This window comes from Pseudomonas sp. 3MAES_34.3B (genome assembly GCF_058145875.1).
This window is the reverse complement of the sequence record NZ_CM176960.1, coordinates 20,349-33,682: the sequence shown is the minus strand read 5'-3', so window position 1 is coordinate 33,682 and position 13,334 is coordinate 20,349. Positions and strand designations below refer to the sequence as shown.

The 13,334-nt window shown below is 62.3% G+C and carries 14 protein-coding genes; 7 read left to right on the top strand and 7 right to left on the bottom strand.

Annotated features, from left to right (window positions below; all coding sequences use genetic code 11):
• Positions 1-32: 32 nt before the first annotated feature.
• The gene (locus AC3Z8Y_RS00155) at positions 33-494 is read left to right on the top strand and encodes an anti-virulence regulator CigR family protein (protein ID WP_490087951.1); all 462 of its coding nucleotides are present in this window, start codon (positions 33-35) and stop codon (positions 492-494) included.
• On the opposite strand, the gene AC3Z8Y_RS00150 is transcribed toward AC3Z8Y_RS00155, so the two are convergent.
• Complete coding sequence (locus AC3Z8Y_RS00150; RefSeq protein WP_490087950.1) at positions 475-975, bottom strand: hypothetical protein; 501 nt, start codon at positions 973-975, stop codon at positions 475-477. The two genes, AC3Z8Y_RS00155 and AC3Z8Y_RS00150, sit on opposite strands and share 20 nt — an antisense overlap.
• Positions 972-1,880, bottom strand: a complete 909-nt coding sequence (locus AC3Z8Y_RS00145; RefSeq protein WP_490087949.1) for a choline sulfate utilization transcriptional regulator — start codon at positions 1,878-1,880, stop codon at positions 972-974. Before AC3Z8Y_RS00145 ends, AC3Z8Y_RS00150 begins: the two co-directional genes overlap by 4 nt.
• Before the next feature lie 97 nt (positions 1,881-1,977).
• Here AC3Z8Y_RS00145 and betC point away from each other — a divergent pair, with 97 nt between their 5' ends.
• Together betC and choX are read left to right on the top strand one after the other, a co-directional pair.
• Positions 1,978-3,534, top strand: a complete 1,557-nt coding sequence (gene betC / locus AC3Z8Y_RS00140) for a choline-sulfatase (protein WP_490087948.1) — start codon at positions 1,978-1,980, stop codon at positions 3,532-3,534.
• Entirely contained in the window at positions 3,531-4,451 is a 921-nt protein-coding gene (gene choX / locus AC3Z8Y_RS00135) for a choline ABC transporter substrate-binding protein (RefSeq protein WP_490087947.1), read from the top strand. The genes betC and choX overlap by 4 nt, the downstream gene beginning before the upstream one ends.
• A 17-nt stretch (positions 4,452-4,468) precedes the next feature.
• Here choX and aroE read toward each other — a convergent pair whose 3' ends face one another.
• A complete protein-coding gene (gene aroE / locus AC3Z8Y_RS00130) occupies positions 4,469-5,284 on the bottom strand; it encodes a shikimate dehydrogenase (protein WP_490087946.1) in 816 nt (271 codons plus the stop codon).
• A 174-nt stretch (positions 5,285-5,458) separates the two neighbouring features.
• Entirely contained in the window at positions 5,459-6,394 is a 936-nt protein-coding gene (hemF, locus tag AC3Z8Y_RS00125; protein WP_490087945.1) for an oxygen-dependent coproporphyrinogen oxidase, read from the bottom strand.
• 153 nt (positions 6,395-6,547) lie between these two features.
• Here hemF and AC3Z8Y_RS00120 point away from each other — a divergent pair, with 153 nt between their 5' ends.
• The gene (locus AC3Z8Y_RS00120) at positions 6,548-7,522 is read left to right on the top strand and encodes an NADPH:quinone reductase (RefSeq protein WP_490087944.1); all 975 of its coding nucleotides are present in this window, start codon (positions 6,548-6,550) and stop codon (positions 7,520-7,522) included.
• 26 nt (positions 7,523-7,548) lie between these two features.
• Here AC3Z8Y_RS00120 and tsaC read toward each other — a convergent pair whose 3' ends face one another.
• The 3 genes from tsaC to AC3Z8Y_RS00105 form a co-directional block, all read right to left on the bottom strand.
• A complete protein-coding gene (gene tsaC, locus AC3Z8Y_RS00115) occupies positions 7,549-8,103 on the bottom strand; it encodes an L-threonylcarbamoyladenylate synthase type 1 TsaC (protein WP_181111206.1) in 555 nt (184 codons plus the stop codon).
• 37 nt (positions 8,104-8,140) lie between these two features.
• Positions 8,141-9,265, bottom strand: a complete 1,125-nt coding sequence (gene dprA, locus AC3Z8Y_RS00110) for a DNA-processing protein DprA (RefSeq protein ID WP_490087943.1) — start codon at positions 9,263-9,265, stop codon at positions 8,141-8,143.
• Positions 9,266-9,342: 77 nt separating this feature from the next.
• A complete protein-coding gene (locus AC3Z8Y_RS00105; RefSeq protein WP_490087942.1) occupies positions 9,343-10,368 on the bottom strand; it encodes a LysM peptidoglycan-binding domain-containing protein in 1,026 nt (341 codons plus the stop codon).
• A gap of 157 nt (positions 10,369-10,525) precedes the next feature.
• Here AC3Z8Y_RS00105 and def point away from each other — a divergent pair, with 157 nt between their 5' ends.
• From def to rsmB, 3 genes are read left to right on the top strand one after another with little or no spacing between them, the layout of a single operon-like run.
• Complete coding sequence (def, locus tag AC3Z8Y_RS00100; RefSeq protein WP_181111203.1) at positions 10,526-11,032, top strand: peptide deformylase; 507 nt, start codon at positions 10,526-10,528, stop codon at positions 11,030-11,032.
• 59 nt (positions 11,033-11,091) lie between these two features.
• Positions 11,092-12,024, top strand: a complete 933-nt coding sequence (gene fmt, locus AC3Z8Y_RS00095; protein WP_490087941.1) for a methionyl-tRNA formyltransferase — start codon at positions 11,092-11,094, stop codon at positions 12,022-12,024.
• Entirely contained in the window at positions 12,021-13,334 is a 1,314-nt protein-coding gene (rsmB, locus tag AC3Z8Y_RS00090; RefSeq protein ID WP_490087940.1) for a 16S rRNA (cytosine(967)-C(5))-methyltransferase RsmB, read from the top strand. Before fmt ends, rsmB begins: the two co-directional genes overlap by 4 nt.

Genomic DNA, 13,334 nt, shown 5'->3' with positions numbered 1-13,334 from the left:
TCGCTCCCTTGCTGTATCTGCAGAGGAACTCCATGAACACGTCCCGCTCCCTCATTGCCGTTGCCCTGGGCACCTTGATCACCTTGGGCATGCCACTGGCCCAAGCCGCCCCTGGCCCGGACAACCAGCAGCAAGGTGGCCCGCAGCAACATAATCAGGGCAACGGCCATGGCGAAGCCCAGGGCCACAGCCAGAATGGCCAGCGCGGCAACCAGGGCCACGGCGCTCGCCCTCCCCAGGATTTCAGCCCGGTGCGTGACACCATCCGCGAGCACCGTACGGATTTCGGCCGGGGCACACCGCTTCCGCCAGGTATCCAGGTTGCGAAGGGCCGGCCACTGCCCCAAGGGTATGGCCACCGCCTGGACCGTAACGCGCTTTCCCGCCTGCCCCACTATGACGGTTACGAGTGGCGCCGCCTGGGCACCGACGTTGTGCTGATTGCCGTGGGTACCGGCATCGTTTACGAAATTCTCAACGGCGTACTCGAGTAACCGCTATCGGGCGCCCAAGCCCTGGCTGCCAAAGGCCAGGGAAACGCGGGGGCACCAGGCCCATGGCAATAGCGAAGGTGCTGAATACCGAATTGCTGTTGCACGTCCCGCCCCACAGGCGCACCCCGCCACGCGGGTAGTCAATGTCTTGAGCATTGATGGCGTGCAGGCAGCGCAGGGCAGCTTGCCAGCGCCCAGCTACGTCAGCCTCGTCACCCAGGTACACGTGTTGAAACGGCTGGTTCGGCCGGCACAGTGTCAGGCCTTCGGCTGCGGTGAAGTGCCAACCCTTCAGGGCATGCCAGCGGGCATACCCGATGGGCACGGGGCGGCCATTACGGCGATTGGTAGCCAACCCATGCAACTCGCCCAGCCACTCACCGCTCGGCCCACGCAATACCCAAAAATTATGGCTGCACCAGCGGGCTAGCCTGAAGGCCCGCGCTTCCAATGCAAACAGGCCGCCGGAACCTGCGCTCATGGCGCTTGCTCCGCCATCAGCCAGTCAACGAAGCGGTCGATCATTCGGCCGCGCCGCTTTCGTGAGGGAAGCACAAGGTGGTAGCCCAGGTTGGAACGTACACTTGCGCTGACTGGCCGGCACAGCAGTTGCTGTTCAAGCAAGCCATCCACCAGGTGCCGCCAGCCGATCGCAACACCCTGCCCACCGATGGCGGCCTGGATCAACAATGTGTAGTTGTCGAACCGCAGTTGGCCAGGCGCAGGCGGCGTCGCAATGCCCAGTTTTTGAAACACGCCGGCCCAATCAAACCAACGATTACCCTGGCCACTGCGCAAGTGAAGCAGCGGGAAGCCACACAGCGCCTGGGGAGGCAGCGGCAGGTCCTGCCCCTTGAGCAAGGCCGGGCTGCACACCGGAAACACCTCTTCATCAAACAACCAGCGGCTCTCGGTGTGGCCAGGGAAGCGGCCATCACCGAAAACGATCGCAATGTCGGTGTCTGTGCGCAAAACGCCGTGGGTGCGATCCCCCGTCACGATGCTTACATCAACATGGGGATGGCTTTGGTGAAACCGGTGCAGGCGGGGCATCAGCCAATAGGCGGCAAAAGCGAAGTCGGTGGCCACTTGCAGCACCTCATGCTGGCCGTCGTTCGTGGCCTCCAGCAACCCCTCTTCCAAGGTGCGCAGCCCCTCGCCAACCTGCAGGAATAACCGCTCACCTGCTTCGGTAAGGGCGATGCCGCGGTATACCCGGTCAAACAGGCGCACCTTGAGTTGCCCTTCGAGGCGCTTGATCTGCTGGCTTACCGCAGGCTGCGAGGTGCCCAGTTCAACGGCAGCTGCCGTGAAGCTTGAATAGCGCGCCGCCGCCTCGAACGTGCGCAAGGTATCCAGCGACAACCCTCCCAGTTGCTCAAACATAAGCTCCACTTATCCTAGACATTAGCCGAAGCGGGATTTACGCGCATTACCACGCCGCCCCATGCTGGCTGGAAGCACTTTGGCATAAGGTCTGTCTATGGAACGCGTAGGCTCGGGGAAGCGCAAGAATATTCTGTTCATCATGGCCGACCAGATGGCGGCCCCATTGCTGCCGTTCTATCAGGCGTCGCCGATCAAGATGCCCAACCTCTCCCGGCTGGCTGAGGGCGGGGTGGTTTTTGATTCCGCCTATTGCAACAGCCCGCTATGCGCCCCCTCGCGCTTCACGTTGGTCAGCGGCCAGCTCCCCAGCCGCATTGGTGCCTATGACAATGCAGCGGACTTTCCTGCGGATGTTCCGACCTATGCCCATTACCTGCGCCGGCTGGGCTATCACACCGCGTTGTCCGGAAAGATGCACTTCTGCGGCCCGGACCAGCTGCACGGCTACGAAGAGCGCCTGACCAGCGACATCTACCCGGCCGACTACGGCTGGGCAGTGAACTGGGATGAACCGGACGTGCGCCCCAGCTGGTACCACAATATGTCGTCGGTATTGCAAGCCGGCCCCTGCGTGCGCACCAATCAGCTCGACTTCGACGATGAGGTGGTATTCAGGGCGCGCCAATACCTTTATGACCATGTGCGCAAGGGCGACGGCAAGCCGTTCTGCCTCACGGTGTCCATGACACACCCCCATGACCCCTACACGATCCCGAAAGCCTGGTGGGACCGCTACAGCGACAGCGACATTCCGCTGCCCGGGAACGTACCGCCACAAGAGGCCCTCGATCCCCACTCGCAACGGCTGTTGAAGGTCTACGACCTGTGGGGCAAGCCATTACCTGACCACAAGGTGCGTGACGCCCGCCGAGCCTACTTCGGCGCCTGCAGTTACATCGATGATCAGGTAGGTACCTTGCTGGCGGTGCTGGAAAGCACCGGCTTGATCGAAGACACCGTGATCGTATTCAGTGGCGATCACGGTGACATGCTCGGAGAGCGGGGCCTTTGGTACAAGATGCACTGGTTCGAGATGGCGGCGCGCGTGCCATTGCTGGTGTGGGCACCCGGGACGTTCAAGCCTTCCCGAGTCTCCGCCAGTGTATCCACAGCCGACCTGCTGCCCACATTGGTAGAACTGGCCGGTGGCCAGACCGTACCTGATCTACCCTTGGATGGCCGCTCGCTGCTGCCCCACCTGCAAGGTCAGGCTGGGCATGATGAGGCCTTCGGCGAGTACATGGCCGAGGGTACCGTGAGCCCGTTGATGATGATCCGCCGCGGTCCCTACAAATTCATTTACAGTGAAACCGACCCATGCCTGCTATACGACCTGAGCAATGACCCGGCCGAACGGGAGAACCTTGCCGACTCGGCGGACCACGCCCAGGTTTTCAGCGCTTTCGTTGAAGAGGCACAGGCGAAATGGGATATGCCACAGATTCACCGCCAAGTGCTGGCCAGCCAACGGCGCCGCCGCCTGGTTGGTCAGGCACTGGCAATGGGCACGCTGAAGAGCTGGGACCACCAGCCACTGGTGGACGCCAGTCAGCAGTACATGCGCAACCACATCGACCTGGACGATCTGGAGCGCAAGGCGCGTTTTCCGCAACCCTGCCAATTAAACGAGAACGAAGGGGGAAGACCATGAAGACCTTATCCACAGTGCTTTTGCTCGCCAGCCTTGGCGTGGCGACATCGGCCGCCCAGGCGGCGGAGAGCTGCAGCCCGGTCCGGATGGCCGACCCCGGATGGAGCGATATCGCCGCCACCAACGCTATGGCCGGTATCGTGCTTGAGGGCATGGGCTACAAGACCAAGGTGGACGCGCTCGCGGTGCCTATTGCCTATGGTGGCCTGCGCGACGGGCAGATAGACGTGTTCCTTGGCAACTGGATGCCAGCACAACAAGGCTTTTATGACCAGTTTGTTGCATCCGGCAAAGTCACCCAGCTTGCCGAAAACCTCAAAGGCACGGAATTCACGCTGGCGGTACCTGATTACGTGTACGCCGCGGGGGTACATGATTTCAAAGACCTGAGCAAATTCGCCGACAAGTTCGACAAGAAGATCTACGGCATCGGCTCCGGCGCGCCAGCCAACCAGTCCATTGCCGAGATGATCAAGAAGAACGACTTCGACCTGGGGCAATGGAAGCTTGTGGAGTCGAGCGAACAAGCCATGCTTTCGGAGGTAGAACGCGCGGTGAAGCGTGAGCGTTTCGTGACGTTCCTGGGCTGGACCCCCCACCCCATGAACGTGAAACTGAAGATGCACTACCTCACCGGCGGCGAAGCGTATTTCGGTAAAACCGGCAGCGTGTATACCTTGACCCGTAACGGGTACGCCGACGCCTGCCCGGAGGTAGCCAAGCTGTTCAGCCAGATGAAGTTCACCCAGGACATGGAGAACGCAATCATGGCCGACGTGGTTGACAAGAAGGTCAGCAATGCAGAGGCCGCCAAAACCTGGCTCAAGGCGCACCCCGAAGTACTCCAGGGCTGGCTGACAGGCCTCAAGACCATGGACGGCAAGGAAGCCTTGCCTGCCGTAGCCGCGAAGCTGTAAGGGGCTATCGCCAGGGCTCAAACGCCCTGGCGCAGCTCAACGAGTACCGGCGCGGTGGCCACTTCCACGCCACGCCAGTATCGGAAGGCGACCGCCGCTTGTTCCACCAGCATTCCCAGCCCGTCCAGCGCTTTCGCGGCGCCCAGCTCCAGCGCCCACGCGCTGAAAGCTGTGGCCGTGCTGCCATACATCATGTCGTAGCACACCGTATGCCCGGGTTTGATCACGCTGACGGGCAATGGCGGCACTTCTCCCGCAAGGCTGGCCGCCGTGGCATTGATGATGACATCCACCGCCCCGTCGACTGCCTCGAATGCCGCAGCAGAAATCGGCCCCAGCGCACCAAACAGCTCGGCGAGGCCTTCGGCTTTGTCGAGGGTACGGTTGGCGATCACCAACGATACCGGGCGCTGCTCCAGAAGGGGCTCGATCACGCCACGGGCCGCACCGCCCGCGCCTAATAGCAGGATGCGCGCGCCCTCCAGGGTCACTCCGCAATTATGCACCAGGTCGCGTACCAAGCCTTCGCCGTCAGTGTTGTCCCCACGCAGGCGGCCGTCTTCGAGGCGGCTCAGCATATTCACGGCGCCCGCTCGCTCCGCGCGTGGGGTGAGCACATCACACAACCGCCAGGCCTCTTCCTTGAACGGTACCGTCACGTTGCCGCCACGGCCGCTCTCAAAAAAAGCCTTGGCGGTGGTACTGAAGCCATCCAGGGGCGCGAGCAGTGTGGTGTACTCCAGTACCTGGCCGGTTTGCTCGGCGAAACGCTGATGAATGTAAGGCGACTTGCTGTGCGCTATCGGGTTGCCGAATACAACGTAACGGTCCATGCCTCAGCTCTCAGTAGAGCAAAATTATCCCATTGAATCTCTGGGTAATTTCTGCGGTGATTTATGGCCTGTTCGGTGCCTGACAGTTCCCTGTGGGAAGCGGGCGAAGCTCGCGAACAGTTCTGATCATTTTTTTTCGCGAGCTTCGCCCGCTTCCCACAGGGCATAACACGCTTAGGGTTCCAGGCCTACGGCAGGGGCCAGGCCCAGCCAGTCGCGGTCTTGCAGGAAGTACTCGGTCAGCCTGGCTTCTTCGCTGCCAGGTTCTGGCTTCCAGTCATAACCCCACCGTACCGTTGGCGGCAAGGACATGAGGATGGATTCGGTACGCCCGCCGGACTGCAAGCCGAACAGTGTGCCTCGGTCGTACACCAGGTTGAACTCTACGTAGCGGCCCCGGCGGAATTCCTGGAAGGCTTTCTGTTGCTCGGTCCACGGGGCTTCGCGGCGCCGCTGCACGATCGGCAGCCATGCCTGGATGTAGGCATCGCCAATGGCCCGCATGAAGGCGAAGCTGGTGTCGAAATCCCAGCTGTTCAGGTCATCGAAGAACAAGCCGCCAATACCCCGGGGTTCATTGCGGTGCTTGAGGTGGAAGTAGCGATCGCACCAGGCCTTGTAGCGCAGGTACACATCGTCACCAAAGGGCGCGCAGGCACGCTCCGCGACTTGGTGCCAATGAACGCAGTCCTCTTCGTAGGCATAGTAGGGCGTGAGGTCGAAGCCTCCGCCAAACCACCACACTGGATCTTCGCCTTCTTTTTCAGCGATGAAGAAACGCACGTTGGCATGGGAGGTAGGCACATGGGGATTGTGAGGGTGCATGACGAGCGACACGCCCAACGCCTCGAAAGAGCGCCCTGCCAACTCGGGCCGGTGCGCGCTGGCCGATGGCGGCAGGCCTGTGCCGTGAACGTGAGAGAAGTTCACGCCGCCTTTCTCGATGACCGTGCCGTTGTCCAGGACCCGGGTACGGCCGCCGCCACCCGCCGGCCGCGTCCAGGCATCCTCAATGAAGCGCGCGCCGCCGTCTTCATCTTCCAACGCCTTGCAAATGCGGTCCTGCAGCTCGAGCAGATAGGCCTTCACGGCCTCGGTGCGAGTGTTCATCGGTTACCTCGTGCACGCCTACGCCAACGACCGTGGGCCACGGCCATGAAATCGGCGCGTAGCATACCATCCGTACTCGCCCTGGCAGTTGACGCCGGTCTATGGAAAGGCGTCCGATAGGCGCTTCGTTCGAGAAAACAGAGGAAGCAACCGATGGCAAGGCGTATTCAGTTTTCCAGCAATGGCGGCCCCGAGGTACTTGAGCTCGTCGATTTCCAGCCGGCCGAGCCCGGCCCGCTGGACGTTCGCGTGCGCAACCATGCCATTGGCCTCAACTACATCGATACCTACTACCGCAGCGGGCTGTACCCGGCGCCAGCGTTTCCGTCCGGGCTGGGTACCGAAGCGGCGGGCGTGGTCGAAGCCGTGGGGGCTGAGGTTACCACCCTGCAGGTGGGCGATCGTGTTGCCTATGCCGGGGGGCCGCTTGGCGCTTACAGCGAAGTTCATCTACTTCCCGCCGCCAGCGTGGTCAAGCTGCCAGAATCGATCAGCTTCGAGCAGGCCGCCGCCGTGATGCTCAAGGGGCTGACGGTTCAATACCTGTTGCGCCAGACCTACAGGCTGCAAAGTGGCGAAACCATCCTCTTCCACGCCGCTGCCGGTGGGGTTGGCCTGCTGGCCTGTCAATGGGCGTCGGCCCTGGGCGCCAAGGTGATCGGCACCGTGAGCTCCGCGGAAAAAGCCGAGAAAGCCAAGGCCGCCGGCGCCTGGGAAGTCATCGACTACAGCCATGAAGACGTGGCCAAACGCGTGCTCGAACTCACCGACGGCAAAAAATGCCCGGTGGTGTATGACGGGGTAGGGAAGGATACCTGGGAGGTGTCTCTGGATTGCGTGGCGCCGAGAGGCTTGTTGGTAAGCTTCGGCAATGCTTCCGGCGCCGTGAGTGGGGTAAACCTGGGCGTGCTGGCCGGTAAAGGCTCGCTGTACGTGACCCGCCCCACCTTAGGCACCTATGCCGTACCGGGCGCACTGCAGGGCATGGCGGATGAACTGTTCGAAATGATTGCCAGCGGCAAGCTGAACGTCGACATCAACCAGCGCTATGCATTGGCAGATGCGGCCAAGGCGCACACCGAGCTCTCTGGTCGCAAGACCACAGGCTCGAGTGTGTTGCTGCCTTGAGCCAATGAAGCGCTGCGGCCCTGGGCTCAGGGCCGCACCACCTCGCCGCTGCGCAGGTCACGGATTACGCTTGGGCTTTTGCGGCCGCCCAGGGCGCCGCCCAGGACCATGTCCACCTGGCCTCGGAAGTATTGCTCCACGCGCAGCCGGCTGCGTGCTGGCGGGCGACCTTGAGGGTTGGCGGAGGTTGAAACCAATGGCCCAACCAGTGCGCACAGCTCGCGCACCAGCGGATGATCGCTGACCCGCACCGCTACGCTGTCATGTTGGCCGGTAATCCACGCCGGCAGCAGGTCCCGATGGGGCACCAGCCAGGTATTGGGGCCAGGCCAGGTACTGGACATCTTGTCCAGCCAGTCCTGGGGATAATCCTCGAAAAGGAAATCGAACTGCCGGATGTTGTCGGCGATGAGTATCACGCCTTTCTCAACGGAGCGCCCCTTGATCGCGAGCAGGCGATACACGGCGTCTTCGTCCCATGGATCGCACCCCAACCCCCATACGGCCTCGGTTGGGTAGGCAATCACCGCACCGGCACGGATTTCCCGCGCGGCCTGTTGCACACGCCAACTGCTTTCCATTGTCGCTTCCTCCCAAGCTGAATGTTGCGCAGTGTAACTAGCCGGGGCGTCCAAACCAACGTCCCGCTTCACATGCCGCCCGCCCCGCCAACTCATGCTCGGTAAGCGCGGCCAGTACCTTCGGCAGAGGCCAACCCAGGCTATGGGCCAATTGCTCGGCGGTTTGCGGAGCAGCCAGCAACCGGCGGACCAAAGGGTCACTGGGCGCTTCGGCAAGCGCTTCGGCAGACGGTTCGATGCTTTCGGCGGGAAGCTGCCCCTGCCATCCGCGCAGGCCCTCAAGAATGTGCTGTACCGACTCCACCAGTTGCGCGCCGTCTCGTATCAACTGGTGGCAGCCTTTCATGCCCGGATGGTGGATGGAACCCGGAATGGCAAACACTTCCCGGCCTTGTTCAGCGGCCAGCCGCGCGGTGATCAGCGAGCCGCTGGCAATGTTTGCTTCCACTACCAGCACACCGAGCGACAGCCCACTGATGATGCGGTTGCGTTGTGGAAAAGTTTCGCGTGTGGGCGCCATTTCGATTGGAAACTCTGAAACCAGGGCACCATCGTTCGCCAGCATCGCGTCGGCAAGCCGGCGATGGCGCTGTGGATAAAGTTGTTCGAGGCCACTACCCAGCACAGCTACGGTGGCCCCACCAACCTCCAGCGCCGCACGGTGAGCTGCGCCGTCGATACCCATGGCCAGCCCGGACGTCACCACAAACCCCGCGCTGGCCAGGCAACGCGAGAAAGCCTTCGCAGTATCCAGCCCGGGTGCCGAAGCCCGTCGGCTCCCAACGATCGCCAGTTGAGGCCGCTCCAGCAGCGCTGGCTTCCCCGCGACGAACAGCAGCGGCGGCGGGTTGGAGATTTCATTCAGCAGGGCCGGGTAGTCAGGGCTATCAAAGGCCAGCAAATGGTGGTCGGGGCCATCCAGCCAGTGCAGCGCCGCAGTGGCGGCGTCTCGCACGATCGTGTCGTGACGAGCGTTCGCTGCCATCTGGGACAACCCCAGCGAACGCCAAGCCGCAGTGGGCGCGCTGAGCGCGGCATGCGCTGAGCCAAACGCGTCGATCAACTTTCGAAAATGAATCGGCCCAGTTTCAGGCAAGCGGTGCAAGCGCAGGCGCGCCTCTAGCTCCGCCGATGGCGGCAAGTGCGGTGTGAACAGTGGCATGTGATCGTCCTTGATCCTGGCCTCCACAGCCTGTGTTCAGGCTGTGGATAACTATGTTTATAACTTTCTGATATGGCTTACGGGTTACGAACCTTGTCTTGTACCGCCAGTGAACGGTTGGCGGTAAGCACCAGACCATAGCTCAACTTCTGATAGGTGCGGAACACCATCACCAACCCGGCGCGCTCGTCCGGGACCTTCACCTGATCACCGCTGATACGATCGCGGACGGTTTCGCCGGTCTTGTAGATCGCCAGCACGTTCCCTTCTTCCAGGCCATCCCGCTGCCCCTTGTCCAGCGTCACCACATCGTATTTGCCAATCTGGGTGACGCCTCTCGGCACATCAATGATCCGGCCCTCGATCGCGGCTGCAGGCGGGCTGGGGAAAAAGGTGGAATTCACCGCATGCTCTTCGCTGGTGAACAACCGGTCTCCCAGCCGCACCTCCGCAGTGGAACGCTGCAGGTTCAAGGTAGCGATATCGCCTTCGGTGGCAACCACTTCCCCGCCGCCGATGTTGTCCGCGTTGATACCCAGCACTTCCTGGGTATCAGGGTCGGTGTACACCTTGCCCTGACGGAAAATGCCATACACCGTGTGGGCGGGGTCGAACTGCCCACGGGCGTAGATACGGTCGCCCATACCGCTCAGCACCCGTTCCTGATTGCCCGCGACAATGTAAGGCGCTGTGTCGAACACCGAGGCGTCGTCGACGATCCGGTTGCTGATCAGGAACGCATTGATCGCGCCCAGCGGAATACTCGGCACTGCCTCGGCTACCGGCGTGGCGCGTACATGAGGTGACAGTTTTATCGTCCCGCGAGATTGCCCTCGCTCGAGGAACAGCTGCGGCTGGCCATTGACCATGCCGAGCACCAGCGAATCACCCGGGTAGATAAGGTCCGGGTTGGCAATCTGCGGGTTGGCATGCCAGATGTGCGGCCACTGCCAGGGCTGGTTGAGAAACTTGCCGGCGATGTCCCATAAGGTATCGCCCTGCACCACGGTATAACGCTGCGGATGGCCCTCGCGCAGCAGCTCTTCACCGTGGGCAAAGCTTGCGCCGGCGAGCAGCAGCAGGGCGAGTAATGATTTCCTCATGCCGTGAATCCCTTTATCATGTACGCATTCGTCAAACCCGGCCGCCGGTTCCGGCTGATCGCCTTGCCCTCGGCGGGCTTTCCATGAGCAGCAGCTGCTCAACAAGCGCTCGGCGCCATTCCCACTGACTTTACCTTACAGTGCAGCACTAAAGCATATGGCTATTTTAAACATCCTCGAATTTCCGGACCCGCGCCTGCGCACCATCGCCAAGCCGGTCACGGTTGTGGACGACGAGCTGCGCACGCTGATCGACGACATGTTTGAAACCATGTACGAGGCACCCGGCATCGGGCTGGCCGCCACTCAGGTGAATGTGCACAAGCGCGTGGTGGTGATGGACCTTAGCGAAGACCGCAGCGAGCCCCGGGTTTTCATCAACCCCGAGTTCGAGTCGCTCACCGACGAAATGGACCAGTACCAGGAAGGTTGCCTGTCCGTTCCGGGCTTCTACGAAAACGTCGATCGCCCGCAGAAGGTCAAGGTCAAGGCGCTCGATCGGGACGGCAAGCCTTACGAACTCATTGCCGAGGGGTTGCTCGCCGTTTGCATTCAGCATGAATGCGATCACCTGAATGGCAAGCTGTTCGTCGATTACCTGTCCACGCTCAAGCGGGACCGGATCAAGAAAAAACTCGAGAAACAGCACCGCCAGCAGGCGTGATTACCCCCTCCGCCCAAGGGCTTGCTTCGGCAAGCCCTTTTCATTTCAGCGAGAAGCTCATGCGCCTAGTTTTTGCCGGTACCCCAGACTTCGCAGCCGAACACCTGCAAGCCCTGCTTGGCGGTGCTCACCAGGTGGTGGCCGTCTATACCCAGCCGGATCGCCCCGCCGGGCGCGGCCAGAAACTGATGCCCAGCCCGGTCAAACAATTGGCCCAAGCCCATGGCATACCGGTTTACCAGCCTCAGACCCTGCGTAACCCGGAGGCCCAGGCAGAGCTTGCCGCGCTGGCCCCGGACCTCATGGTAGTAGTGGCCTACGGGCTTATCCTGCCTCAGGCCGTGCTGGATATTCCTCGCCTGGGCTGCATCAACAGCCATGCCTCCCTGTTGCCTCGCTGGCGCGGCGCGGCCCCGATCCAGCGGGCTATCGAAGCCGGCGACAGCCTGAGCGGCGTGACCGTGATGCGTATGGAGGCGGGCCTGGATACGGGCCCGATGCTGTTGAAAGTGACCACGCCCATCGGCGCCGAGGACACGGGCGGCAGCCTGCACGATCGCCTGGCCCAGTTAGGGCCTGTCGCTGTACTCGAAGCCATTGAAGGGCTGGCGGCTGGAACACTGGAAGGCGAGGCACAAAACGATGCCGACGCTACCTATGCGCATAAGCTCAACAAGGACGAGGCCCGTATCGACTGGGCCCGCTCGGCAATTGACCTGGAGCGCCAGATACGCGCATTCAACCCGTGGCCGATCTCTCACAGCCTGCTGAACGGCGAGGCGCTCAAGGTATTGAACGCTCGCACCGTGGCAGGCGCAGGCACACCAGGTGAGATCATCGCTGCCGACAAGGGCGGCCTCACCGTGGCCTGTGGCGAAGGCGCGCTGTCCCTCTCGCGCCTGCAACTTCCAGGCGGCAAACCGTTGGCCTTCAGTGACCTCTACAACAGCCGGCAAGCGCTCTTCAGCACCGGCACGGTACTGGGCCAATGAGCCCGCGACTGGCGGCAGCCCGCGCCCTGGCGGCAGTGCTCAGTGGCAAGGCCTCGCTCAACAGCGCGCTGCCCGCGCAACTTGAGCGGGTGGATGGGCGCGACCGGGGCCTGGTTCAGGAGCTGGCGTTCGGCACCGCCCGCTGGGAACCTCGCCTGGCCTTGCTGGCTGAGCAACTGCTGCAAAAGCCATTCAAAGCCGCCGATGCAGATGTATACGCCTTGCTGCTGCTGGGCCTTTACCAACTGTTTTACACGCGTGTGCCTGCGCATGCGGCCATCGCGGAAACGGTCGGCTGTGCCGACAAGCTGAAAAAAACCTGGGCCAAAGGCCTGCTGAATGCCGTGCTGCGGCGGGCACAGCGTGAAGGCGAGGCTGTGCTTGCGAGCCTGGAGCGAGACCCTGTGGTGCGTACCGCCCACCCTCGCTGGCTGCAGAAAGCCTTCAAGGCTGCCTGGCCCGAGCAGTGGGAAAGCCTGTGCGCCGCCAATAATGAACATCCACCGCTGACGCTGCGGGTGAATCGCCGCCTGCAAACCCGGGACGGCTATCTTGCGCAACTCGGCCAGGCTGGGATCGAAGCCACGGCGTGCCGCTTCAGCCCAGATGGCATCACGCTTGCTGCCGCTACCGATGTGACTGGCCTGCCGGGCTTTGCCGAGGGCTGGGTAAGCGTGCAAGACGAAGCCGCGCAACTGGCCGCTGGTTTGCTCGAACTCAAGCCTGGCCAGCGGGTACTGGATGCCTGCTGTGCGCCGGGTGGCAAAACCTGCCACGTACTCGAAAGCATGCCAGGCCTGGGCTACGTACTGGGGATAGACCTGGAAGCGAAGCGTTTGACGCGGGTGGAGGAGAACCTGGCGCGTCTGGGCCTTACAGCGGATCTGCGCGCTGCCGATGGGCGAGACCTCGCTGCGTGGTGGGATGGCAAGCCTTTCCAGCGGATCCTGCTGGATGCGCCCTGTTCGGCCACTGGCGTTATCCGCCGCCACCCTGATATCAAGCTTACCCGCCAGGCCGATGATATTCCCGCGCTGGCCAGCCTTCAGGGCGAATTGCTCGATGCCATGTGGAGCACGCTGGAAGTTGGCGGCATCCTGCTGTACGCCACCTGCTCGGTACTGCCGATGGAAAACAGTGACACCATTGCCGCCTTCCTGGAACGCACGCCCGGCGCCCGCGAGCTGAGCCTGGACACCGAAGCCGGAATTGCCCAACCCCACGGGCGCCAACTGTTCCCACAAAACGGCGGGCACGACGGGTTTTATTACGCCAAACTCATGAAGATCGCCGCCACTGGCGGCCGCTGA